General features: G+C 48.1%; 22 protein-coding genes and 1 pseudogene. 11 read left to right on the plus strand and 12 right to left on the minus strand.

Annotated features, from left to right (window positions below; all coding sequences use genetic code 11):
* Nucleotides 1–186: 186 nt before the first annotated feature.
* Entirely contained in the window at nucleotides 187–1,809 is a 1,623-nt protein-coding gene (locus EL268_RS31035; RefSeq protein ID WP_106657210.1) for a family 10 glycosylhydrolase, read from the plus strand.
* Nucleotides 1,810–1,879: 70 nt separating this feature from the next.
* Here EL268_RS31035 and EL268_RS31040 read toward each other — a convergent pair whose 3' ends face one another.
* From EL268_RS31040 to EL268_RS31055, 4 genes are all read right to left on the minus strand, one after another.
* Complete coding sequence (locus EL268_RS31040) at nucleotides 1,880–2,842, minus strand: iron-hydroxamate ABC transporter substrate-binding protein (protein WP_106657211.1); 963 nt, start codon at nucleotides 2,840–2,842, stop codon at nucleotides 1,880–1,882.
* Between the two features lie 161 nt (nucleotides 2,843–3,003).
* Entirely contained in the window at nucleotides 3,004–3,933 is a 930-nt protein-coding gene (locus EL268_RS31045) for a hypothetical protein (protein ID WP_164724547.1), read from the minus strand.
* Entirely contained in the window at nucleotides 3,902–4,489 is a 588-nt protein-coding gene (locus tag EL268_RS31050; protein WP_106657212.1) for an RNA polymerase sigma factor, read from the minus strand. Before EL268_RS31050 ends, EL268_RS31045 begins: the two co-directional genes overlap by 32 nt.
* 102 nt (nucleotides 4,490–4,591) lie before the next feature.
* Nucleotides 4,592–5,689, minus strand: a complete 1,098-nt coding sequence (locus tag EL268_RS31055; protein ID WP_106657213.1) for a nitric oxide synthase oxygenase — start codon at nucleotides 5,687–5,689, stop codon at nucleotides 4,592–4,594.
* Nucleotides 5,690–6,074: 385 nt separating this feature from the next.
* Here EL268_RS31055 and EL268_RS31060 point away from each other — a divergent pair.
* The 3 genes and pseudogenes from EL268_RS31060 to EL268_RS31070 all read left to right on the plus strand — a co-directional run.
* Nucleotides 6,075–6,494, plus strand: a pseudogene (locus EL268_RS31060) (DUF4280 domain-containing protein); the annotation flags it as partial.
* A 258-nt stretch (nucleotides 6,495–6,752) separates the two neighbouring features.
* Nucleotides 6,753–7,343: a zincin-like metallopeptidase toxin domain-containing protein gene (locus EL268_RS31065; RefSeq protein ID WP_232030613.1), complete on the plus strand. Its 591-nt coding sequence runs from the start codon at nucleotides 6,753–6,755 to the stop codon at nucleotides 7,341–7,343.
* On the plus strand, nucleotides 7,343–7,603 hold the full coding sequence (locus tag EL268_RS31070; RefSeq protein WP_106657214.1) for a hypothetical protein: 261 nt from the start codon (nucleotides 7,343–7,345) through the stop codon (nucleotides 7,601–7,603). Before EL268_RS31065 ends, EL268_RS31070 begins: the two co-directional genes overlap by 1 nt.
* A 1,025-nt stretch (nucleotides 7,604–8,628) precedes the next feature.
* On the opposite strand, the gene EL268_RS31075 is transcribed toward EL268_RS31070, so the two are convergent.
* The 8 genes from EL268_RS31075 to EL268_RS31110 form a co-directional block, all read right to left on the minus strand.
* Nucleotides 8,629–9,195, minus strand: coding sequence for a glycerol-3-phosphate responsive antiterminator (locus EL268_RS31075; RefSeq protein ID WP_106657217.1), 567 nt, complete (start codon nucleotides 9,193–9,195; stop codon nucleotides 8,629–8,631).
* Nucleotide 9,196: 1 nt separating this feature from the next.
* A complete protein-coding gene (locus EL268_RS31080; RefSeq protein WP_106657218.1) occupies nucleotides 9,197–10,018 on the minus strand; it encodes a sugar phosphate isomerase/epimerase family protein in 822 nt (273 codons plus the stop codon).
* Between the two features lie 18 nt (nucleotides 10,019–10,036).
* Complete coding sequence (locus tag EL268_RS31085; protein WP_106657219.1) at nucleotides 10,037–10,840, minus strand: carbohydrate ABC transporter permease; 804 nt, start codon at nucleotides 10,838–10,840, stop codon at nucleotides 10,037–10,039.
* Between the two features lie 13 nt (nucleotides 10,841–10,853).
* Nucleotides 10,854–11,741, minus strand: a complete 888-nt coding sequence (locus EL268_RS31090; RefSeq protein WP_007717821.1) for a carbohydrate ABC transporter permease — start codon at nucleotides 11,739–11,741, stop codon at nucleotides 10,854–10,856.
* Between the two features lie 27 nt (nucleotides 11,742–11,768).
* Nucleotides 11,769–13,085 carry an ABC transporter substrate-binding protein gene (locus EL268_RS31095; protein WP_106657220.1) on the minus strand — a complete coding sequence of 439 codons (1,317 nt, stop codon included), beginning with the start codon at nucleotides 13,083–13,085 and terminating at the stop codon, nucleotides 11,769–11,771.
* A gap of 25 nt (nucleotides 13,086–13,110) precedes the next feature.
* Nucleotides 13,111–14,211 carry an ABC transporter ATP-binding protein gene (locus EL268_RS31100; RefSeq protein WP_106657221.1) on the minus strand — a complete coding sequence of 367 codons (1,101 nt, stop codon included), beginning with the start codon at nucleotides 14,209–14,211 and terminating at the stop codon, nucleotides 13,111–13,113.
* Nucleotides 14,212–14,272: 61 nt separating this feature from the next.
* Nucleotides 14,273–16,351 (minus strand): glycerophosphodiester phosphodiesterase family protein, encoded by a 2,079-nt coding sequence (locus EL268_RS31105; protein ID WP_106657222.1) that lies wholly within the window; start codon nucleotides 16,349–16,351, stop codon nucleotides 14,273–14,275.
* 21 nt (nucleotides 16,352–16,372) lie between these two features.
* On the minus strand, nucleotides 16,373–17,161 hold the full coding sequence (locus EL268_RS31110) for an HAD-IIA family hydrolase (RefSeq protein WP_106657223.1): 789 nt from the start codon (nucleotides 17,159–17,161) through the stop codon (nucleotides 16,373–16,375).
* A 370-nt stretch (nucleotides 17,162–17,531) separates the two neighbouring features.
* Between EL268_RS31110 and efeO the strand changes: the two genes are divergently transcribed.
* The 7 genes from efeO (at nucleotide 17,532) to EL268_RS31145 (ending at nucleotide 25,276) form a co-directional block, all read left to right on the plus strand.
* Nucleotides 17,532–18,431: an iron uptake system protein EfeO gene (efeO, locus tag EL268_RS31115; protein WP_106657224.1), complete on the plus strand. Its 900-nt coding sequence runs from the start codon at nucleotides 17,532–17,534 to the stop codon at nucleotides 18,429–18,431.
* A 4-nt stretch (nucleotides 18,432–18,435) separates the two neighbouring features.
* The gene (gene efeB / locus EL268_RS31120) at nucleotides 18,436–19,713 is read left to right on the plus strand and encodes an iron uptake transporter deferrochelatase/peroxidase subunit (protein WP_106657225.1); all 1,278 of its coding nucleotides are present in this window, start codon (nucleotides 18,436–18,438) and stop codon (nucleotides 19,711–19,713) included.
* A gap of 27 nt (nucleotides 19,714–19,740) precedes the next feature.
* The gene (locus EL268_RS31125) at nucleotides 19,741–21,525 is read left to right on the plus strand and encodes an FTR1 family iron permease (RefSeq protein ID WP_106657226.1); all 1,785 of its coding nucleotides are present in this window, start codon (nucleotides 19,741–19,743) and stop codon (nucleotides 21,523–21,525) included.
* A 220-nt stretch (nucleotides 21,526–21,745) separates the two neighbouring features.
* Complete coding sequence (locus EL268_RS31130; RefSeq protein WP_069849938.1) at nucleotides 21,746–22,675, plus strand: decaprenyl-phosphate phosphoribosyltransferase; 930 nt, start codon at nucleotides 21,746–21,748, stop codon at nucleotides 22,673–22,675.
* Between the two features lie 64 nt (nucleotides 22,676–22,739).
* Entirely contained in the window at nucleotides 22,740–23,096 is a 357-nt protein-coding gene (locus EL268_RS31135) for an SMR family transporter (protein WP_106657227.1), read from the plus strand.
* Nucleotides 23,097–23,119: 23 nt separating this feature from the next.
* On the plus strand, nucleotides 23,120–23,560 hold the full coding sequence (locus tag EL268_RS31140) for a divergent PAP2 family protein (protein ID WP_106657228.1): 441 nt from the start codon (nucleotides 23,120–23,122) through the stop codon (nucleotides 23,558–23,560).
* 27 nt (nucleotides 23,561–23,587) lie between these two features.
* Nucleotides 23,588–25,276: a hypothetical protein gene (locus tag EL268_RS31145; protein ID WP_106657229.1), complete on the plus strand. Its 1,689-nt coding sequence runs from the start codon at nucleotides 23,588–23,590 to the stop codon at nucleotides 25,274–25,276.
* Nucleotides 25,277–25,572 lie beyond the last annotated feature (296 nt).

Here is a 25,572-nt window from a genome sequence, read left to right on the forward strand (position 1 = left end):
TTTTTGCCTATGCCAGAGCAGCTTGGGTGGTTCCCTTTCTTCGATGAGTCTCGTCATTCTTTGCCGAAATGGAACGAATCGTTACAATAATCTTCCCACTTGAGCGTAACAAAGCGATATAATAAAGCGTCTAAGTATTGGCTAAAGTTTTACAGCAAATCTAAACTTGTCGGAGGATTGGCAAAAATGAAGGTACGCAAGTGGTTTATGCTTTTGCTAATGTTCGTACTATGTATTCCAACGATGGGGATATCCGTGCAGGCCGCGCAGACATCCTCTGGCATCAGCATCTATTTGGACGGGCAACAAATCAAAAGTGACGTCGCTCCGTACATTATTCCAAAAGCAAACGTAACGATGGTCCCTATGCGAGTGATCGGTGAAAATCTGGGAGCCGAAGTAAATTGGGAGCCAAAGTCTCAAACCGCAACGATCAGCAAGCAAGATACCTTGCTGTCCATGACGGTTAATCAAAAGAACGCTCTTGTTAACAACAACAGCGTCCCACTCGATGCTTCTGTTCAGAACAAACAAGGAAGAACCATGGTTCCGCTGCGTTTTGTCTCCGAACAATTGGGCCTTACGGTAAACTGGGAAGACAAAACAAGAACCATTCGTCTGCAAAGCGGCAACGTCGCTACTATGACTCCGCCACCACAGGATGTATTGAGTGAAACTGGCGGAATGGAACCAGGCACACCAGTCGTGACAAACGGAGATTTGCGCGGGGTGTGGATATCTACGGTCTACAACTTGGACTGGCCATCTTCCGGTTCTTACGGAAACCCAGCGAAACAACAACAAGAATACATACAGCTGCTCGATGAGCTGCAAGCCATGGGAATGAACGCTGCTTTCGTGCAAGTGCGTCCATCTGGAGATGCACTGTATCCTTCTACACTCACTCCATGGTCGAGATTTTTGACGGGAACTCCAGGGAAAGATCCTGGCTACGACCCACTTGCATTCATGGTGGAAGAAACGCATAGACGCGGGATGCAATTCCATGCTTGGTTCAACCCGTTCCGCGCCACTACGGATGCAAAAACAGACCAATTGCCAGCGAATCACGTGATCAAGCAGCACCCTGACTGGATTGTGAATGCCAACAAAAAGCTGTATATCAACCCAGGTGTTCCTGCGGCACGTCAGCAAATTATCAATGAAGTAATGGAAGTCGTACAGCGCTATGACATCGATGGTGTGCATCTGGATGATTATTTCTATCCTTCCAATGTCGCCTTTGCAGACGATGCAGCTTTCAAGGCTTACAACAGCAAAAAAATCGTGTCCAAAGCAGACTGGCGTCGCGATAATATCAATCAGTTTGTTCAACAATTGAATCAGTCCATCAAGAGTGTCAAGCCTCACGTTCAGTTCGGGATCAGTCCATTCGGTGTATGGCGCAATAGCAACGTCGATCCGACCGGCTCCGATACAAAAGCTGGCGTTACTGCTTATGACCACATGTTTGCCGATGTGCGCACATGGATTCAACAAGGGTGGATTGATTATGTGACTCCGCAAATCTATTGGAGCTTTTCCTTCGCTCCTGCCCAATACGACAAGCTCGTTACCTGGTGGGCAAACGAAGTACAAGGGACGAACGTCAAGCTCTACATCGGTCATTCGCCATACAAGCTGGGAACGGCTGAGGCAGGCTGGCAGAGTGCCCAGGAGATTATCAACCAGTTGAATTACAACGCGATGGTTCCTCAGGTTCAGGGCAGCATTTTTTTCAGTGCCAAGGACTTGCGGAAAAATCCATTAGGTCTGCTCCCAGCTCTTAGCAGCTATTACAACCGCTAGATAAATAGCAAAAATCCCCGAATACCGTAGCAGAGCATACTTGCTACATGTGTTTCGGGGGTTTTTTCTTCTACGTTAATTTTTCTACAATGAACGTGAGTTGCGCTTCCAAGGAGATCGGGTCATTAAAAAAGGAGCCTTTCTGATCAATCCGAAAAACCTGGTTATTTTTTACTGCCGGCAGACCCTTCCAAACATTTGTACCGTATACACTCTCCGGATCGACATCATCTGACCATGCACTAGTAAAAATGTAGTCTCCCGCAAAGTCCGGCAATGTTTCAAGCGAAACTTCCGCATAGCCGATATTGCTATCTATCGCTTCTTTTTGTACAGCATTTGGAGCCTTCAACTGGAATTCACCGTAAAGGATGTCTCCACCCCTTCCGAAGTTGTGCCCAAACGCATAGATCCCCTTGGCGTATGGCTGCAAAATCGAAACGGTTTTATCTCCTACCGCTGCTTGTACCTTAGGTTTTGCTTCAGCAATTTTCTTGTCCCATTCGGCAATCCACTCATTGGCCTTGTCTTCTCTTCCTGTCATTTTGCCAAACTCCCGCAGTTCTTCGCGGATTGGCTTCTTACCGTATTGAATCACTACCGTTGGCGCTATTTTGGTGAACTGCTCGATATTCTTATCCCCTTCAAACACAATAAGTAAATCAGGATTCATCGCCAGTACTTTTTCTACCGATGTTCCGTCGCCCACGCTTTCGATACCATCCAGCTTCCCTTTAAAATACGGGTTTTCCATAGCATGGTCCGTGATACCGATAGGCTTGATCCCCAGTGTCAAAAAATGTCCAACATAGCTGTCCGCAAGTATCACAGCCCGTTTTGGGTTCTTAGGAATTCTCACTGTGCCATTAAACGCCTCGTAGCTGATATATTCGCTGTTATTCTCGTTACCTGAACTTTGCTGCGCAGGTTGAGCAGTTGAATTGGCTGGTGTCTGTCCGCAGGCTGATAACATGCTGATCATGACCATAATAAGGGCAGCCATTATGATCTTATCTAAGCCTGATTTTCTCATTCTCAAAAGAACCTCTCCTTCAATAAAATTTGAAATTGATAATCATTCTCGTGAATTTTAGCATAAAGAGCTTGCTCTGCCCATCTTTTTCGTTTTCCGAGATACGATTTACAATCCGTCACAAAAAAATGCCGCGAAGCATGTTCGCGACATTGGTAGCTTTATTTTTTCGGCATCATGGCATTTACAAACTCACTGATATTACCTTTGGTCAATACATCCCCAGTCGCGACTACTTCATACTGCATCTTCTTTCCAGCATACTCCATCACCCACATGATGCTCTTGTCAGTCCGGTCTTTTTTGGCTTCCTCTGTATAGAGCACCTCGATTTGCCCTACTTTGACTACCTCTTTTTTCTGTTGATCCAGATTGGCTACATAAGTTGTACTTCCTTCTACTCCCTCATAATTCGTGATGTTCAAATTAATATAGCTTTCTCCAGATCGATATGTCGTATACAGATACTCCAATTCATTTGTCCATGCTAACGGCTGCATGACGTATTCTTTCTTCTCTTTTTCCGCCTGCTGATACAAGGCAGCTTTGTCATATTCGTTTTTGATGCCAAACTCGAGTCGGGCATCCAAAAAAGCATGGTGTCCTGGCAAAGTTTCTGGCAAGAATATCTGCTCTCCCACTTTCTGTTGAACATCAGCCAAAGTCTTAAAATCAAATGGAGCCGTCATCGTCACGATCTGTTTTTGAGGATTGTGAGGAACGATGTAGACAGCTGCGGCAGTTCCTGGCTCCATATTATCCTCGATTTCCCAACGTTTATTTAAAAAGGCATCCATTTCTTGATCTGGCTCTTTTACTGTTTTGGCGCCTGATTCTTTTGCATCTTTCTCTTGATACAGCACCTCACCTTGTGGGCTCTTCAACTGATAGAATTGAACAGCAGCATACCCCGACGAAATACTTGCGATTAACCCGATTGCAACCAAAATACTCACCTTGTATTTCACAAAAAATCTCTCCTTCTCTCGTTTGATTTTTGTCATTACTTGATGGCTAATGTCAATCTCCTGCGGGATGCGCGGGTCATTGAACAGGTCCTTAATACTCTCGTGCGATTTGTTTGGACTCATCGTGAGCTGACCCTCCCTTCCCTAAAGGAGAATAAGCGGATCGGAACTTCGCTGACGTACGCTCGAATTTTTTGCGCAGACTCGCAGCGTTTTTGTTCATGATCAAGGAAATTTCCTCGTAGGTCTTTTCTTCCACGCCTCGCAGCAAGAGAAGCGTTCTTTCCTCTACCGAGAGTGTCTGCATGGCAAGAAATACATCCTCACTGAAATAAACATTTTCAATATGCCGCTCGATGTCTGATTGAGACTCTTTGTCCTGCATCAAAAATGGCAACATCTTTGTCCATTTCCTTTTTCTGATGAGATCGATGCAATGGTGGTAGGCTATTTTATAAAGCCAAGCTGCGAACGGAATGGTTGGACTGTATTTTTTCAAGTTGCGATATGCTTTGAAGAAGACCTCCTGTGTGGCGTCTTCCGCTTCGCATCGGTTCCCCAAGATGTGATAGCAGTAGTGAAATATGGGGGTTTGGTAGCTTTTCATGATGGCAGCGTAGCGGTCATCCGCTCCCTGAATAATCTCATTCACGAGTTCTTCTATCTGTTTCGTGTCCACTCTCTCCCTCCTTCCAACTGGTATAACGCACCATATCCCCCTGTATGTGACATCGCGTGCAAAAAAAATGCCGCGAAGCATATTCGCGACATTTGAAGGCCTTTATTTTTTGCCGAGCTCCGGCTTGTCCTGGTAAAAGAAATTCGGCGTATGGATTGAGTTGTCGTACAGACTGTGGAAAATGTGTGTAGCTGTTCCGGAGATCGGCGGAACCAGCCATGTCCAGTCACCAGTAACGGGTCGACCACATTTCTCTTCTCTTTCCTCAAATCGCTTGAATTGCTGGCTCGCCGTATGGTGATCGACAATCGATACTCCTTTTTCCTTGAAGGAGTGCAGGACGGCTACGTTCAGCTCGATGAGCGCTTTGTCTCTCCACAGTGTCGCTTCCCTGCTCGTATCGAGCCCCATGACCTCTGCGACCTTTGGCAGCATGTTATATCGCTCTTGATCGGCGAAATTGCGCGCGCCTATCTCCGTTCCCATGTACCAGCCGTTAAAAGGCGCGGCCAAATAATCGATACCGCCAATCTCCATGCGCATATTCGAAACAATAGGAACCCCATACCATTGCAATTCCATATCAGCAAAGCCCGGCAAATCGGGATGCACGATCGGCACCTCCAAGACCAGCTCCTGTGGAATCTCAAAAAACTGTGGCGTCCGATCCCCGATCTGCACGACAAGCGGCAAAACGTCGTAGTTGGTGCCTTTCCCTTGCCATCCCAAGCTCTCACATAACTTCGTCAACGAAAGCGAAATCGGGTCACCCAGTACGCCGTACTCTGTCTCATATCCCGCATAGCGAATCAGTTGGTCATTCCAGATGCGCATGGGAGCTCTGTCTGCTACAGCAGGTGCAAAAACAGTGATGGTCGGGCGAATTTTCCCGTCATTGGTGGCAAAGTCGATGTGTCGGAGCATGGCCTGCGCCATCTCTTCTTCTGTTTCGACGTGCCGCTCATCTATCACAAGTAACGATTCCCAAAAGAATCGCCCAATACATCGATTGCTGTTGCGCCAGGCCATCTTTGCTCCGTGACGAAGCTCTTCGGCTGTATGCTCATAGTATCCCTGCTGATGAATCAGCTGTCGTACTTCTTGCAGCCGTTGCTCAGTTTCGTCCGTTGTCTTGTCCAGTTCACGATAGCATGTCCGGATAAATTGCTCTGCCGCTTCCATCAATTGAATTGGTTCCATATTACCCTCTTTTCACGCTGAAGGGTGTCTCTTCGCTGTTATTTTCTTCATCGTAGAATTTTGTTACCTACATTATAAAATTACTCGTGCTTGATTACCAATCATGTAGGCATATGGACACATATCTGTAAGAATCATTGCCTGACGTGGTTACTACGCACGATGAATAAGCAGCTTGGGTAAAGAACCCGGTGTTTTTGGATGAAACAATTCCAAATACCTATGTATTCACAACTTTATATCTATTGTTAGTGACCGCTCTACACCCGATATTTCATTTAGTGGGTATAATTTCCTTTTTATATATAGATTGGATATTCGGCGAATCGATTAACATGAGCATTTTTTATCTGCATCGAAAACTTTACAGAGAGGAGGAGACTCTATGCCCAATATTGAAGGTATCACCGTCCAGAAGTCGAATGCGGAACGAAAGAGCTATGTGGTTGTTGGTGCCATTTTATCATGCAGCAGCGGAAGTCAGCTAAGTCGTTTAAAAATGCCATTCAGCCATGGTGTTTTTGTAAAAGGGAAGCCGCAAATGAATATCATGGACTTCGTTCCTAACATAAATATTATGCCCTTTGGAAAGTGCAGCAGCTTGAAAAATCCCGCGGTCGCCTCTGCCACAGCAGCTAATAACGGGGTACTCACGCCGATGCCGTGCACGCCAGTGATGACCATGCCATGGATAGATGGCAAACCAGATAAAATGGTAGGCGAACATCCGGCTTTGCTGAACAAATCAACAAATATGTGTTTCCACTGTGGGCAGATCAAGATTGAGGATGACGGACAGGATTTGGGTGGTGTTACGGTAGGAAATCAGTCGCCAGCAAATAGTGGATCGCCCAATGCCAATTTTGAACAGGGACCAGCTTGTGAGAAGCCACAGGAAAAACCAAGCATGTGGGATCATTTCGTCAAAGGTATCTCGAAGCTGGGAGACGTTCCTGCTGCGATGCAAAAAGCGGCAAGTGAGCTGCCAGGAGCTTTGGAGAAAGCGGCAGAGGATTTGCCAAAGGGTATTGGAGTGTTTGTAAGGGAAGGCTATATCGAGCCAATGCAAGAAGATTTGGATACATTGCGTGATGATAAATTAAATCTCGCGGATGGAATTGCACTTGGTGGCCTTGCTTTGAATGCACTTACGCTGGGGAGAAGTAAAAACATTAAGAATGTAGTCGATGTGACGAGAAAAGGAAAAAGGGCGAATGATAAAATTGATTATGTAGAAGAGACAGGTCGCCTTGGTGGTACACTCTATAATGATAAAGATTTGAGGCTGTTAGGAAACTATCTTGAAAAAAGAGGGGTAACTTTAAAAGTTGGAGATGAATTTCTACCACCTGGAAAAGGGGGAGGTTTTAACTACAATACTGATGAATTAGTATTGAGAAGTAATCCAACACAATATGAGGTTTGGCATGAACTGTCTCATTATTTACATTATAGGAGAATTGGAAAAGACGCATATTCAAATCTACCACGTACTTATGGACCAGTACCTATGAATGATTTAACTCAATTCAACGCTCCAGAGCAATTTGTTTATGACATGCTTTCCAATAGTCCTAAGAGATGGAATTCTTTAAATGAAGCCGAACAACTTCATGCTAACTGGTATATAATGCAATATGGAGGTCTTAGATAATGAAACTATCAAGGGAACAAGCAGAAAAGTTGGCACTGGATTATGTGAATAAAGATAAGAATGAGAACTACAAATTGGTGCTAGTTAGTGTTGAGGTATCTAAAATCTCCCCTAAATATTGGGCGGCTACTTTTGAAGTTAGAACCTCAGAAGGGCATTTGATGGAAGGACCTTTACTTATACTTGTTGACGATGATCTGGAAAAGGCAATGAGTCTAGATGAAGCTATAGAAGCACACTTAGCTAATCGTGATAAATAAAACTTGCCTTGATATTGGAAGTTTCAACTTGTGTAGGAACTGTCCAGTAACGAATAAACCTCTATAATTAATCATCACCAACATAACCTTAGATTTAGGAAATGAAGGAATGTGTTTTCTATTGAGGTTAAAACCGCAATCTTTACCCAGGTTGGAAATATAGTTGCTATTAAAGGAAAGCCGAATGGCAATCTTCAGAGTAAAGTTCTACACGATGAAACCGATAATACTAAATCTTATTATGTTAAAGAAGTGGCATTGGGTAATAGGCAGGATTACATAGTCCGACAGAATCTATAACTATTCAATTAGAGCCAAGGGACTATAAGGCAGATGAATTAATAGGAAAAGATTGATAAGTTACGATGAATAACCAAATTGCTCCGTTTAGGTCATACCTTACGGAGCTTTTTCTTTCGGATGTATCCAGCACTGAATGGACCTATTGTACTCCTCCCCCCGTTAATCGGGATTAAAAATAGGTATGTCCGAGTTGAAAATCAAACATTGGAAAAGAAGCATATGCAAAATTACCTCGCGAATTTGTATTTGATATGCTTTCACATCCTAAAAGGTGAGCAAAGACATGCAAACTGGTACATCGGCAATTTTTGAGGTATCCAATAAATGAGTGTTTGTAAGAAGAGAAGTAGCCGAAGAAGAAGCGAAAAAATAGCTATGGAATACATCGCTAAAAACCCTTCAACACATTCAAATATACTTTAGTAAATATTAATAGTAACCCGAATAGATATATAAGTTAGTCAGTTATGTTCGAGATGCGAACCATTAACAGAGATTTTGGAGACGGTCTTTTGATCCTAGGTATTGATGAGTATGGGAATATTATAATCGTGGGCTTGGTCTACCCTGAACCCATTATTCATCTGTTAACATGTGAATTTAGTAACCGAACCAATGAAAAACAACACGCTATTGATTACTCTTTAAATAGAATGTCAACAGTTGTTACAATCATATGTTTAGGAAAAAAAAGACAGGTGCTTTCACACCCGCCCATTCTCCTAAACAGTCATATGGTTCCACATCTCCGACTTACTCAACGAAACAGCATCTGCTCCAGCCTTCAACGCTTCGTTGACCTGCTCCATATTCCAAATCAACCCACCCAAAATAATCGGCTGCGACAAATGCTCCTTGATATACGAAATAATAGACGGCGCTATCCCCGGCATGATTTCAATCGCATCTGGCTGGTTTTCCAAGACGTTTTTGATGGTCGTAGAAAGAGAGGTCGAATCGATCAAAAAGACTCGCTGGATCGTCAGCATCCCTTCCTTTTTGGCCGCACGAATCATCGGTCCTTTGGTAGTGACAATGCCCGTTGGTTGGATATAGGTGGACAAGAAACGAAAAGCCTCTTTGTCATTGGACAAGCCATTCATGAGGTCTGTGTGCAAAAAAATCGGCTTGCTCGACTGACGGATGATTTCGGCTTCCTCCATCAGCTTGGTCAGCTTTCCGTACATCAAAAGGATCGCGCAAGCACGGGATGCCATCGCCTCTCCCAAGCGATCCTGTTCGGTTGCCGCGATAACCGGATTCGTTTTCAAAATCGTTTGCATGTCCATGTTACTCGCCTCCTGCCCTCAGTAGCCGTTCCACACTTACCTCAGCGCAGCCAAGCTGCTTTGTCTCTACAACCCAATGACCCGCGAATCCATTGTCTTTTAAAAGTGACAGGATCGATGCAAACGGAATCGTTCCGTCCCCCACTGCCAAATGATCGTCCAGTTTGCCAAAGTTATCACTCAGGTGAAGAGCGGACAAATAAGGAAGTACCTCCTGCAATGCATCGATTGCATATCCCGCACGAATCAAATGGGCATGGCCCACGTCGTACACGATCCCCACACGTGAGGAATTTACATGACGGCATATGCGCACGAGATCCTCGACGTTCCACCCCAGCACTTTTGGATAAGGGGGAACATTCTCGACCGTCAGTATCGTTCTAGTCTCTGCGGACAGCTCGGTGGTCAACACGTGGAGTGCCTGACTCGCATTTTCCACACCTCTGGCACGCTCGGTCTCCGCAAGGCGATCTTCTACTTCCCCCGGATGCATCACGACGTGCGTGCAGTCGAGATAACTGGCAATCTCCAGGCAGCGCTTCATCGTGTCCATTGTTTGATCCCGGATTGCCCCTGCGTCCGCCGCTAGATTGCAGCCGCTAATCGGTGCATGAATCGACCAGACAATCCCTCTCTCGTCTCCCAGCTGCTTCAATTCTTTCACTTGCTCCCAGGACCAGTCCAAGAGGTCGGCATGATTCTCTTCACACATAATCTCAATGACCTTCCAATCATGGTGTACAAGCTGAAAGATAGCATCACGCAGAGGCTGATTGAATATCGCATAGGTGGATACGGCAAACGAGCTTTTGTCTCTCATTATTCATGACCCTCCCTCTTATTTCACGCCGGAGTGGATGAAGCTGTTGATAAACTGCCGCTGGAACAACAAAAATGCCAGCAACAACGGAAAAATTACCATGACCGTCGCTGCACTTACCTCGGCCCACTGCGCCCCCGTCTCAAACGATTGGGCAAAAATCGCCAGACCGACCGTTAACGGGCGATTTTCCACGGAATTCGTAATTATCAGCGGCCACATGAAGTTGTTCCAATGGTAGCTGACCGAGACCAGCCCAAACGCAATGTAGGTCGGCTTCGCTAACGGAACATACACCCGCCACAGAATCTGGAACCAGGAGCAGCCCTCCATCCTTGCCGCCTCCTCCAGCTCGTGCGGGATTGTCTTGAAGGTTTGTCGCAACAGAAAGACTCCGAAGGCAGAAGCGAAGTACGGCAGCATAATGCCGATTTTGGTATCCAGCAAAGACAAGTCACGCAGGACGTTGTAGTTGGGGAAAATCAAGATATCTGCCGGGACCATGAGCTGGACCAGGAACAGGACAAACAGCACATCCTTTCCCCAAAATTGCAGCTTCGCAAAGGCATAGGCTGCCAGTGTTGCCGTGATGATTTGTGCCACTAAAATACCGGTCACGATCAAAAAGGTATTGATGTAGTACTGGTCAAAGGGCGCTGCGTCCCACACCTTTGCAAAGTTATCGAGTGTAAAATCTGCACTGAACGACCACGAAGTCGCCAGCTCCCTCGGGCGAAAGGAAGTCCAGACCGCCCAGAGCAAAGGAAACAGCCAGAGAACGGCCAAGCCGTACATGCCAGCCGTTGTGATTTTGCGAAGCATCTGCCATCCCCCCTTAGTTGTAATGAATCTTTTTATCCATACCAAAAAACTGAAAAGCAGCGACTAACAAGAGCAGCACGACCATGACAATCGTCAATGCCGAGGCCATTCCTTGATCCCAGAAAGAAAACGCCGTCTCGTATATGTAGTACAGCAAGAGATTGCTGGCATTATCCGGTCCGCCTTTGGTCATGATCACCAAATGATCTACCAGCTTGAAAGAGTTGGTGAAGGCGATAATACTGACAAACATCGTCGTTGGCATAAGCAGCGGAAAGGTGATGCGGCGAAAAACCGTCCACGACGATGCCCCTTCCATGGAGGCGGATTCGTATAGCTCCTGTGAAATGTTTTGCAATCCCGCCAAATAAAAGATCATGAAATAGCCCGCTTCCTTCCAAATGACCATGAAGATCATCGCCCACATCACATTTTTCTGATCACCGAGCCAGTTCATGTCGCCTTTTCCGAACCACTCCATCACATGACTAAGCGCTCCGTACTCCGGTGTGTAAATAAACAGCCAGATGTTCGCCACTGCAATCATCGGAACAACTGTCGGGTAAAAATAAGCCGTGCGGATAAAGCTCTTCCCTCGTAATGCCTTGTTGGCGAACAGAGCCATAGCCAGCGCGAGAGCCACACTCGTAGGCACTGTTCCGATGGCAAACCAGATATTATTGGTCAGCACCTTCCAAAACACTTCATCTTCCACCATTTGTTTATAATTATCTATCCCGTTAAAAAACGGCTCTGGAGAACCCAGATCCGCTTGATGAAAACTGAGTATGAACGTTTGTATAACTGGATAGAAGGTAAACAGCAGCAGGAAGATGAGGGAGGGAAGGAGCAAGAGCCAGGCGTACATGTTCACTTTCCATTTTGCGCGTAGTTCCCCCATTGTCGCTCCCCCATTGCCTTGCTTGATTTATTTGTTGAACGGCGCCAGCATCTTGTCCGCTTCTTCCTGCGCTTTTTTCAATGCTTCTGCAGGCTGGGATTGACCAGTGATCACGGATTGCAGCGTGTCGTTCAAGAGCTTTGTCACTTTGCCGTTATTGTGTGTAGACAGCTCAGCATGACCGTATTCCAGCTGGTCTCGCGCCACTGCTGCTGCCGGGAAATCCTTGACGTATTGCTTCATCGTCTCTTCTTCGTAAGCAGATTTGCGTGTCGCAACATAACCAGTATCAACACTCCACTGAGCAGCGCGCTTAGGCTCTGTCATAAAGCGAATAAACTTCCATGCTGCTTCTTGTTTCTTTGCATCCGTTCCTTTGAACATGTAGAAGTTACCGCCACCTGTCGGGCTGCCGTAGTTCTTTTTCGCTGGCAAAAACGCTACGCCAAAATCAAACTTCGCGCTTTTCTTCACGTTCGTCAGATTCCCTGTCGTGTGGAACATCATCGCCGTTTTGCCTTCCAAGAAATCAGACGGTACTGTCGCCCACTCATTGACGCCTTCAGGCATGACTTGATGCTTTTTGGACAAATCTACCCAAAATTGCAGGGCTTCTACATTTTCTGGCGTATCCAAAAACACTTTTTTCCCATCTTCGGACATCAAATTCTTGCCGTTTTGCAGAGCAAGTGCTTGGAACATCCAATATGTGAAGCTCGAGGAAGGAATCTCGATGCCATAGCGTCCGTCCTTTTTCAATTTGGCAGCGTACGAAACCAGCTCATCCCATGATGTCGGCGGCTTTTCCGGATCAAGACCGACTTCCTTGAACGCGTCCTTGTTGTAATAGAGCACGATGGTGCTGCGTTGGAATGGAATGCTGTATGTCTTGCCGTCTACTTGGGAATTCGCCAAAAAGCCCGGGAAGAAATCATTTACGTATTCGCTGCCGCCATCCTTGGCAATGAAGTCATCCAAAGGAAGGATTGCATCCATGTCCATCATTGTATGCAGCTCAGTTGAGAGCATCACCGCTACGTCGGGAGGAGTCTTGCCCTGTACAGCTGCCTGTACTTTTGTCGTCGTATCCTGATAGCTGCCCGTATAGACTGGCTTGACTGTGATATCTGGGTTTTCTTTGTTAAATTCCGCTGCCATTCCGTCCACGATCTTGGTCAAAGGACCGCCAACCGCAACCGGATAATAGAAGGACAGCTCTGTTTTGCCTGATGAATTGGCTCCTTGAGCCGCGTTGTTCGTGGACGAAGAATTGCCACTGGAGCAACCCGTGATCAGACTCATACTCATGACGACCGCAAACAAGCTTTTGACAACTTTACGCATCGCAGTACCTCTCCCTTTTCTTTTCTCAATTGGTCGTAACCGCTAGATTTTTTCCGGTTTCTGCATCAAACACGTTCACCTGAGCTGGATCAAAACGAACATGCATGGTATCGCCTCTTTTGCAGTGCCATTGCCCGTTCCATTTGGCCTTCCACAGCTTGTCTCCCACGGTGAATTCCACAATGGTCTCAGAACCGAGAATCTCTACTCCCTGCACGGTGACAGGGAGCTGGCAGGAAGCTTCGGCAGATTGCCCTTCAAGGGCGGGCTGCAGTGACTCCGGACGCAGACCGAGAACGACCGGGGTCTGGTCCGGGATACCGTGAAACATAGGAAGCGGCAAAACATGCTGACCTGCCAGCTCAATCCCTGCCTGATCGCCTGCCCGCCAAATGGCAGGCACCGTATTCATCGGGGGTGCCCCCGTAAACTCCGCCACGAACAAATTCGCTGGATGGTTGTAGACGTCGAGCGGTTTTCCGACTTGCTGGACCTCTCCGTCGCGCAGGACCATCATGCGGTCTGCCATCGTCATCGCTTCCACCTGATCGTGCGTCACGTATATCATCGTGATACCCAGCTCTTGCTGCAAACGACGGATTTCCGTACGCATGTGCCCGCGCAGCTTGGCATCCAGATTGGACAAAGGCTCGTCCATCAGGCAGATAGGGTGTTGACTGACGATAGCCCGTCCGAGTGCAACGCGCTGTCGTTGTCCCCCGGATAATTCCTTCGGCTTGCGTTGCAAAAGATGCGCGATGCCCAGCATCTCCGCTACACGCTCCAACCGCTTGCCCTGCTCCGCTTTGTCTACTTTTCGAACCTGCAAGCCAAACAAAATATTATCTTTTACCGTCAAATGCGGATAAAGTGCGTAATTTTGAAACACCATGGAGATGTTTCGCCCGCTCGGAGGGACTTGGTTCATCGGCTTGCCGCCAATCAACAGCTCTCCCGTGCTGATCTCCTCCAGCCCGGCAATCATGCGCAATGTGGTTGATTTCCCACAACCAGAAGGCCCTACCAGCACGAAAAATTCTCCTGGCAGAATACGAGTGCTCACTTCATTGACTACCTTCTGGCCCCCATACATCTTGGAAATGCGCCGCAATTCCACTTCAGCCACGACTTTCCCCCCTGAACCTCTCGCTGTTTTTTACGTATCACTCGACTATAACAATTGCTTACTAAGGTAATATTTGGGTATTGTAAAGTTTTTGTGCATAGTCGGTAATAATCCCCCCGACTCCCGCCTCGGTTGCCCGCTTCATATCTGCTTCCTCGTTAACGGTATACACGGTCAAAATGATTCCCCGATGCTTGGCGAATCGGATTAGCTCTGGCGTGACAATCTGATGGTTGATAAAGTACTGGGCATTCAGTTGAACCGCGTCTGTTACCTGCTTTTCGGCATACTGCTCCAGCTGTTCCTTTGGCTTGGTCCCGCTCAAGGTAAAGCCCAGTCCCAATTCCGGATTGAGCTTGGCGAAACGCTCCAATACTTCTGAGCTGAAGCTACTGACAATCACATCTTCAACCATGTCGTGCTCCTTGATGGCCTTCGCCATTTCCTTTTCGTACCCAATTCCCTTTGCTTCCAGAATGAGCACCGCTTTGCCCTTGGCCGCTTCCAGCAATACATCCATGGTAGGAATGACAGCATCGGTAATCTCAGGCTGATACCAGGAAGGATTTGCTGGATCGAGCTTGTTCGCGTTCAATTCGCGCAGTTCCTTCAACGTGAAATCCTTTACCTTCCCTGTCCCGTTGGTGGTACGCTCCAGATCAAAATCGTGGATCAGGACAAGGTGGCCATCCTTTGTTTTGTGGACGTCTGTCTCGATGATCTCCACACCCAGCTCCATCGCTTCTTCAAAGGCGTACATCGTGTTTTCCGGCTTTAAGGAAGGGATACCTCGATGCGCCATAACCATCGGAGATTGCGTGATGCTTTTCTCTGGGTATGCAGCAAGCAGCTCATGCACCTCTTTTGGATCGTGTGAGACAACCCCCGCCACACCCATCTCGATCATTTCACTCGCTTGACTCTTGTTCGCCCGATCAATTCCCCACACGGACAACCCGCGATTGCGGAAGTAGCGAATGACATCCTCCGTCATCGCAGTTTGCGAGAGAACGATCACATTGGAACGACTGCTCCTGGCTGAGCGTACGAGCTCCTTTTGCTTCTTTTCGTTCAGCTTGCCTTCAATATGCACGAGGGCACCACGGTATTCATTGTTTTTCTCCCGCATCGCTTGGACGATTTCCGGTCGGGAAGACACAATGTGCACATCAGTGAGATTCTCTTTCTGGAGCAGGCGGTCAACCTCCGCTACCAATTTCTTGTCCTCGATATGAATCACCGGGATCGCCTTGCCCTTGATCTGCTCCAGTACCTCGTCCAGCGATGTGCCGTCCTGGGTGACGACTCCGTTCTTCCCGGATTTTTTCACCGGAATAAAAATGGAAGACGCTTCTGCTTCTAGAATCGCATCGAGCTCGGACTTCTTGTCGTACATGGCAATCACCGTCGGCGGAAGGACAATTCCAGTCTCAGGTTCAGGGACAATCAGCACGTCGTCTTTCAGATCAGAGACGGGAATCTTGTCTTTTTGGGCATTCGGTCCAAACAACAACTCACCAGGAGTCGGCTTGGGCTGATCGACAAAATCTCTGGACGCATCATTCGTATCCTTTTCCGTCAGGCGTTCCATCGAGTGTCCGCCAGCGACTCCCGGATGAGAGGTGACTCCCGGAACCTTCGCATCCATATAAGCCATCGAATCCACCACATTGTACGCAGGGTCCATCAGAATGACGTGGTCGCCGCCATTGGCCAAATAAATGCTGCCTGTCGCCCAATCCGTCGGCAACAGCTCAGGGACGTCCTTCATGGAATCGAACAATTCAAAATCAGGCGTGACGCCATGGCGTTCCACGATTCCGTCAGCGTAGCGAGAAATGACAATCGTCTGGTAAGGCTCAATCATGGTGCCATCCGGAAACGCATGCATCCCTTCATTTCCTCCACGCTTTTCCTCGTCGCCGATCATGTAGCCACCCAAATCAATTGGATCGTTGGAGATATTGGTGATTTCGATAAACTCGCCTGTGCTTTCATCAAAAAGAGGATCATTGACAACTTCTGTGATGAGCAAGGTTTTGCTCACCGCGCTTTGCGCCATCGCGGGCATACTGCCTGTCACCAGACTTGCTGCCAGTAGTGACCACAACCACTTTTTGCTGCTCTTTCCCAACTCCATCTCCATTGCCTCCTCGTTTTCCTACTCGACTTGCACCATGGCTTCCATCGTCGGAAGGATGTAATCTGGCTGAATCTCTGTGGCTTCCAGTTCGCGACTGGTCGTCACACCTGTCATTACCAGCGCCGTTTTCATACCGCTGTTTTTCCCGAGTAAAATGTCTGTCTCCAAACGGTCGCCTACCATGACGCATCTTTCTGGCTGCACTTGAAGCTGTTGAAAAACCTGATCGGCGTAGTACCGAGACGGCTTGCCAGTCATCGCCCAGACAGAGGCTCCACCGGCCGTTTCAATCGCTCTCGCCAACGCCCATGTATCAGGAATGGCACCCCCTGGCACCGGACATACCGGATCGGGGTTCGCTACGATCAGGTGGGCTCCCTTTCGCACAGCGTCAGCAGCTTGTTGCAGCTTTTCATACGTAAATGCACGGTCCATTCCGACCAATACATGCGTCGCTTCCTCCGCATCTTGCACCTGCTTTATATGAAAGCTCGCAATCTCTTCCTCCAAGGCAGGCTCCCCTACAATCAGGACACGCGCTTGCTCCGCATTCTCTTGAAGATACAATCCCGCCGCATAGGCAGCCGTCATGATTTCTTCCCGCCGGGCAGCCAATCCGAGCTTCTGAAGGCGAGTCTGACAAGCTGTTCTTGTCTGTACCGTCGTGTTGGTCAAAAACATGATTTTCTTCTGCTTCTCCCTCAGTGCAGCAAGTGTCTTTTCCACCCCAGGAAGCAGCTCATTCCCAAGAAAAATCGTTCCATCCAAATCAAAAAAATACGCATCGTACCTATCTGTATCTAGCAAATCCCTTGCTCGCTCCTTTCATTCGAAAACACAAAAAGCCCTCATACACGGCAATAGCACAAAGAAACAAACCGAACGAACGGTCTTTTTCGAATCTATTGCTGTATGAGGGCTTTCTCCACGTCTCGACCCACTTACAGACGTTATTTATTTGGTTGATAGCTCGATCATAACAAGTCATTGTTAAGGGATTGTTGAGCTACCATTGGTTTTATGTGAACAACGCCAAAACTAACGAGTGATCGTTAGTCAAAAAAAGATTGCAAACTGTCTAAGAAAGAGTAAAATTCTTTGTAAATGATAATGATATTCATTATCAACATATAATCATATAATTATGCACTCATATCAGATGAAGGGATGTCTTTTCATGATTCAAAAATGGAGTTATCCACTTGCCGCAGTTGTTCTCGGTTCCTCCTTGCTCGCCGCTTGTGGAAACGCACAAACACAAACCGAAGAGAAAAAACCAGAAGCCGCGCAGCCTGACAAGCCTGCCGCTGCTGATCAGTCTGCGACAGCGAGCACTGCTTCTGCTCCTTCTCCTGAGCTGCAAGCCTCTATTGATCAATACCGAAAATGGGTCGTTGACCAAACCGACCAATTCGTAAAAGAAACAGAAAGCTTCACCACCGCCGTCAAAGCAGGCGATCTGGAAAAAGCGAAAAAGGAGTATGCTCCAGCCCGTGCTTACTTTGAGAGAATCGAGCCTATCGCGGAATCTCTCGGCGATTTTGACCCATGGATTGATGCCCGCGAAGGCGATGTGCCTGATAACGAATGGCGCGGCTATCACAAATTGGAGAAAGCACTCTGGGAAACCAAATCGGTCGCTGACCAAGGAAAAGTGGCGGATCAGCTGCTGCAAGATGTGAAGCAGCTCCGCGTGAAGGTAGAGAGCGTCGAAATCGACGTGCCTATGCTGGTAACGGGTGCAGTTGAGCTCTTGAACGAAGTATCGACGAGCAAGGTGACTGGTGAGGAAGAACGCTATTCCCATACAGACTTGTACGATTTCGCTGCGAACGTGGAAGGCGCTCACGAAATTTATAAAGTATTGAAGCCTGCTGTTACGGCAAAAGACGCTGCTCTTGCCAGTGAAATTGAAGCTCGCTTCGCTGATTTGGACAAAGCACTCGCGCCATACCGTAAAGGTGACGGTTATGTGCTGTACACCGAGTTGAAGGAAGACCAGGTGAAAAAGCTGAGTCAGTCCCTCGACGCATTGGCTGAACCATTGTCCAAAATGGGTACGATCGTAGGAGGCTAACAAGATGAATGACAAGCATCCCGCAAACACCGCAGCGAACAAAATCACACGTCGAGAAGCTCTAAAGTTGGCTGGTGTCGGGGGGATTGGACTGCTGTTGGGGGCGACTGGGGTCAATAACCTTATGCCCTCTCCTTCTAAAGATGAGCAGACAAGTGCCACTCCGACCGGTGCAGATGAGGTCATTCCCTTTTATGGCAAGCATCAGTCCGGGATCATTACACCTATGCAGGATTTTATCTGCATGGGTGCTTTTGATTTGACGACGACCTCGCTAGGGGATGTCCGCACCTTGTTTCAAAGCTGGACGCAGGCGGCAGCACGCATGACTGCCGGCAAAAACGTCGATGAGGAGAGCGACAACGCCCTTCTTCCTCCTGTCGACACGGGAGAAGCCATGGGCCTGCGCCCAATGCAATTGACAATCACATTTGGGCTTGGCGCTTCTTTCTTTGACGAGCGCTTTGGTCTGGCAGCCAAACGCCCAGCTCCCTTAGTTGACTTGCCTCGCTTCAACAGCGATGAAATGCGAAAAGAATGGTCAGATGGCGATATTGTCGTGCAGGTCTGTGCCAACGATCCACAGGTCGCCTTCCATGCCCTGCGGAACTTGGCCCGGATCGCTCGAGGCAAAGCTGTCCTCCACTGGCTGCAGGAGGGCTTCCAGCGTACCAGCGCATCCGACCCGACTGGCTCCACACCACGCAATCTGATGGGCTTCAAGGATGGCACGAACAATCCGCAGGTGAACGATCCCGCTACCGCAAATGAAGTCGTCTGGGCTCACACTGCTGAAAGTCCCGCGTGGATGGCAGGCGGCAGCTACATGGTCATGCGCCGAATCCGCATGCGGATCGAGGTATGGGATCGCTCCTCCCTCACCGATCAGGAGAATACGTTTGGTCGCCATCGCATGACGGGTGCTCCACTGGGCAAAGCAAATGAGTTCGACGAGCTGGAGCTGGATCGCAAGGACGCAAAAGGAAAGCCCGTGATTCCCGTGGATTCCCACGTTGCCTTGGCCCATATGGAGGGCAAGGTGAAAATTTTGCGGCGCGGTTACTCCTATTCGAGTGGAATGGATCTCAAGACTGGTCAGCTCGATGCTGGGCTTTTGTTCATTTGCTTCAATCGTGATCCGCGCAAGCAATTCATTCCGATGCAACAAAAGCTCGCATCCGTCGACCTGCTCAATGAATATATCACCCATGTAGGCAGTGGTCTGTACGCCTGTCTCCCTGGTGCAAGTGAGGGCGGATACATCGGGGACACGCTTTTTTAACCAACTACCTGGGATGGAGTGAACACCTTGAAACGCTATCTGTTTATCATTTGTACCTGCCTGCTGCTATGGACATCTGCTCTCTCTTCCGCTGTAGCCGCGCCGCTTGTGCCAGAACAGCTCAAACAAATGATCGCCCTCTCCAGCGATGCCTTGATTAGCAGTGGGGATAGCAACTGGGAAGAAGCAGCTAAAGCGATCAGCAGTATGAAGAGCATCTGGGAGGGCAATTCGGAAGAGAGCTCCGCAGATGCACAAGCATTGACGCAAGCAATCGTGGAAGCAGAGCAAGCCCTTGCCCAAGCAAAGGCGAATCCTGACACTGCAAAAGCAGCCATCTCCAATTTGGCAAAAGCAACAGATCGTTACGTCTCGTCCAAAGAAGAAGGCGGTCAGCCAAAAGAGCGCGCGCACAAGCAAATTGCGGCATTGCTGCCGCTCTTGCAAAACAGCATGACAGCCATCACGGAAGGCGATCTGACGAAAGCCAAGCAATCGTACAACAGCTTCGTCACCGGCTGGTACAAGGCAGAGGGTCTTGTTCGAGCGGAAAATGCCGCAGTCTACGGGGACATGGAAATCAAAATCAGCGGTGCGCGCATTGCCTTGAATACAGAACCACCCGATCCTAAAAAGAGTGCAGAGAAAGTACAGGCACTCATTACTGCGGTCGACAATTATTTGTCAGGAAAGGCAGTCCAACAGCCTGCTGCGAATCCTTCTTCCGAGCAGCCAACCATCTCGTCTCTACTCGCACTCCTTGCATCGGTTGAAACAGATATCGCCAATCAGAACGCAACCGCTGCTTCGGACAAAATGGAGACCTTTATCACCTCTTGGCCCTCTGTAGAAGGCGTAGTCATGACCAAATCGCCAGCGACCTACAGCAGCATCGAAGCCAAGATGGTCGCCGTCCCGACACTCATCCTGTCCAATCCCCCGCAATGGGAAAAGGCGACGGCTCATCTTGCGGAAATGAAGACAGAGCTTGCGCCATTTGCGACAACGTCCTCGTACACCGCTTGGGATGCGGGACTCATCTTGTTCCGCGAAGGACTGGAGGCCATCTTGATCATCGTCTCGCTGCTCACTGTCCTGAACAAGTCAGGCAATGCCGACAAGCGCAAATGGATCTGGTCTGGGTCCATTGCCGGAATCGTAGTTTCCGCCATTCTTGCCGTCATCCTCAGTCTCGTTTTCTCCACCCTCTCCACAGGCAACTCGCGAGAAACGATTGAGGGAGTAACCGGACTGATTGCCGTTTTCTTTATGGTGACGATTGGTGCCTGGTTGCATAAGAAGTCCAATTTGCAGGCATGGAATCAGTTTGTCGAGAAGTCTATCGGCTCTTCCTTGGCAACAGGAGCTCTGTGGTCACTCTCATTCACTGCCTTTCTCGCTGTCGCACGCGAAGGGGCAGAAACGATTATCTTTTATATGGGGATGGCCGCTACGATCTCCATGACAGACCTGGTGATCGGTATCGTGAGCGCGATTGTCGTCTTGGCTGTGATTGGCTTTGTCATCATCAAGCTCAGTGCACGCATTCCGGTGCGTCCGTTCTTTTTTGTAGCCAGCCTCTTGCTCTACTACATGGCGTTTAAATTCGTCGGCGTCAGCATCCACGCTTTGCAAGTGACAGGAAGCTTATCTGCACACAGCAGCGATTACTTGTTGTACGCACCGACTCTCGGCATTTACGCGAGCTGGGAAACGACGATCCCGCAATTGATCATATTCGTGATCGTTCTCATCAATTTGTTCCTGTATTCGCGGAAAAAAACAGCCACTCCTATTCCGCGAGTAAACTAACAGGGATAACTCCAAAAACGCAGCTCCTTCATGAGGGCTGCGTTTTCTTGTAACACCAATATTATTTTTGGCAATCATTCTTTATCGCAAGTTCACATTTTTTCTGTTATCGTTAAATTTTTATGGGACAAGTTATGTTACCATATTACAGGTGTAACCTTCTTTTTACATTTTTCGTCATTAGAGGGTACAAGATTCGATACTAGGATAGGGGTTAGATATGGGGGCAACATCAAATTCTGTTAAAGTTGACGTCAAAACAACGCCACGCGTTCGACAAAATATGGTCTACCTATTAGTAAAACAGCTTCGTCCACATCAATGGACGAAAAACTTGCTTGTCTTTGCTGCCTTGCTATTTTCCTTGCACAAAGTAAGTCCGGATGTCATTGGAAAATCAGTGTTGGCGTTCCTGCTGTTTTGTTTTGTATCCGGCTGTGTCTATATCCTCAATGATTTTGTCGATATCAAAAATGACCGAAATCACCCGGAAAAACAGTTCCGGCCCATGGCTTCTGGTGCATTGCCGCCAGCGCTCGCATTAGCATTCGGTGCGTTTTTGCTACTGGGTTCCCTTTTTAGTGCTTATTACTTTGACCGATTATTCGCGCTCGTACTGTTTGTTTACTTTGTGCTCAACGTCGCTTACTCGCTGAAGCTGAAGCATGTGGTCATTCTAGACGTCATGATTATCTCAGCCGGTTTTGTTTTGCGTGCCATCGGTGGAAGTCTGATGATCCAAACACCGTTTACGCCGTGGTTTTTGCTCTGTACGATGCTGCTCGCGCTGTTTTTGGCCATCAGCAAACGTCGCCACGAGCTGATTTTATTGCAGCAGGATAAAGGTACGCATCGCAAAGTGCTCGACAGCTATTCGTCCGAATTGTTGAATCAGCTGAATACGATTGTGACGACCATGACGATCATCAGCTATTCCTTGTTCACTTTTACATCTGGACGCACGATTCACTTGATGTGGACCATTCCACTTGTGATCTTTGGGATTTTCCGCTACCTGTATTTGATCACCGTCGCAGGCCAGGGCGGCAGTCCGGAAAAAGTTTTGTTGCAGGACAAGCCGATTCTCATTACGGTGTTCCTGTATGTCGTCATGGTGGCCGGGATTATTTACGTATTTGAATTTAAATAAGGAAGTTCAAAAAGTTGGACTTTGAACATGAATTTCCTTGCACAGATAGGTTGTGGATCAGGCTATGCCATCAATTGTTCTCATCATCATTTCCGTGATCCTCAGTGCGTGTGGACAAGTTGCGATGAAGATGGGCGCATCCTCGCTCACCAGCAACAATGACATGCTGCTACTGAAGTTCCTGCACTATTTTACGAACCTGCCGATTATGGTGGGACTTGCGCTTTACGGACTTTCTGCGTTTATTTGGATTGCTGCGCTGGAAAAGGTGCAGCTCTCCTATGCTTATCCCATGGCAGCACTCGGATACGTATTGGTAGCTGTGCTGTCCTTCTTGATCTTCAACGAACCTTTGTCCCTCACACGTATTGTCGGTCTGGCGATTATCGTCGTGGGCGTCGTCGTCATTTCTCAGTCGTAATCATCACGTAGAGGAGTTTTATCATGTTATATGCGGTAGCGCCGTTTATCGGCTGGCTTGTGTCCGGAATAACCAAATTTTTGATTAATTACCTCCGGTTTGGGTCCCGGGCCAAAGAAATGGTCGGGAACGGCGGGTTTCCCAGCACGCACACAACCGTTATGGTCACGACTGTGTTTTTGATTGGTTTGCAGGAGGGCTTTACTCATCCTGCATTCGGGCTGGGTGTGGCTGTGACGTTTATTGTGATCATCGATGCGACTGGATTGCGCAGAGCGGTAGGAAAACATGCAGAGGCTCTCAACAAGCTCGCAAAGGAACATCCGGACGTGTTTCCCGCCAAGCCTTTGCGAGAAAGCATGGGACATACCAGATGGGAAATAGCCGGGGGTCTGGTGCTTGGGGTACTGCTTGCGACCGTATTGCATCTGCTGGCAGCGAACCTCCCTACCCTCACTGGCTAGTAGATTCGTAGACAGGAGATTATGTTCATGAATAACCGTACAGCTACGTACTCGTTCCTGCTCGGGACGGCTTTGCTATTGTTTATGGCTACGATTGTGCTTAGCACATCGGTTTTATTTTTGTTCGGCGTATCCGTGACGGCCGCCAGCTTTTGGATTGGCCTCGTTGCGGCTTTGGCTGCGATGGGCGGGATGGTGTCGGTCTTCGTAAGTTCACGTCGTCGGGCCTGGTTTTTCTCCCTGCTGGCTGGACTGGCGATTGTTTCAGGCATCAGCTACTTCATCAGCGCCAATACGTTTGACCTCTCTTTTGACGGACAAACGTATCATCAAGAAGCAATCGTGAAGATGACCAACGGCTGGAATCCGGTTCATGACCAGCCCATCCTTAAGCCTTCTGGTTCAAAAGAAGTGGAGGAGATGGATAATAGAGAGGTTCTCTCGGCCTTTCACCTGTGGATCAATCATTACGCCAAGGGGCCTTGGATGCTCGATGCGGTCATGTACAAATTGACTGGTCAGATTGAGGTCAGCAAAATATTTAACCTGTTGTTGATTGCATCGTCCTTTTTCCTGACACTCGCTGCCATCCGAACCGCTTTCCCAGAGAAAAAAGGGGCGGCGATTGCCTTCGCACTACTCGCAGCGTTCAATCCTGCGGTGATCACGCAATCGACTTCCTTCTATATTGACGGACAGCTTGGCTCGCTCGTGCTCATCATCTGCGCTCTCGGCTATCTGCTGTATAAGCGCTACCATGTTTGGACGCTACTGGCGCTATGCGCAGCGCTCATGCTGCTGGCGCAGATCAAATTCACGGCATTGGGGTATGCCGGATTGCTCGGCTTGGCTATTCTCGTGCTCTTCTTTTTCTACGATCGCCGTCAGCACATCAAGAGCATGCTCGTGTGGCTTTCGGTGAGTTTGGTTATCACGGTAGGGGTTGTCGGGTACAATCCGTATGTCACCAACACGCTAACGAAGGGGCATCCGTTTTATCCGTTGGCGGGCAAGGGTGCCGTTGATATCATGACCTCGAACAGCCCGCATGGCTTCAAAGACAATACGAGCATAGAAAATTTGGCTATCTCCTTATTTTCCAAATCGGAGAACATCGCAACACCCCATAGCCCTACATGGAAAGTGCCATTTACGGTCACATGGAAAGAGCTCGCCGTGTTCTACTCTCCTGACGTGCGTGTAGCCGGATTCGGACCGCTTTTCGGAGGAGCTGTGATTGTCACATGCCTGATTCTTGTCGCCTTGCTTTTGGGGACTCATCGAAAAAAAGCGGCACCTTTCTTGTGGATCAGTCTGGCGCTCTTCGTGACCGTGCTCATTAATCCGGAAAGCTGGTGGGCGCGCTATGTTCCGCAGCTTTGGTTGATTCCGCTCTTGATTGCGCTGGCAGTCTGGGATGTCCAGAAGGGCTTTTTCCGCCATGCGGGCAAGGTTCTTGTCGTCATCTTACTCGCCAATATGGTGATGGTAAATGCTTCTCATATCATTGGACAATCTGGCGCCAATGCATTAGTGAAAAAGCAGCTTGAAGAGATTAAAGCAAGCAACAAAACGCTGGTCGTAGACTTCCACCATTTCAATGCGGTGAAAGTACGTCTGCAAGAAGCTGGCATTCCTTTCGTCGAGCAAAAGCTGGATAAAGGCGAAGATGTTAAAGGATTTATGACTACGCGTGCGGTTTATCTGTTAAAGTAATGAGTAATCCCCTTCACAACCAAATGGAAGGGGATTTTTGTTTTTACTATGATCGCTGGCCAAGATGTTGACCACTTTGCTCCCCAAAAAGTTACCCACCTGACAGACTGAAGGTAAATCGGAATTGCCTCCAATTCAGCTCCTCCACCTACTTCTTAATTTCCTTTAGCTCTTTAGACAATTTTTGTTGACTTATGAGTATCTGGACCAAAGCAGCACTCGATACAAGTAATAACATCGTAGCCAAGAGGCATCCTCCCATTCACAATAAGATAGAAGTAGAAGGAAAAGACCCT

Source organism: Brevibacillus brevis (genome assembly GCF_900637055.1).
Lineage (GTDB): Bacteria > Bacillota > Bacilli > Brevibacillales > Brevibacillaceae > Brevibacillus > Brevibacillus brevis.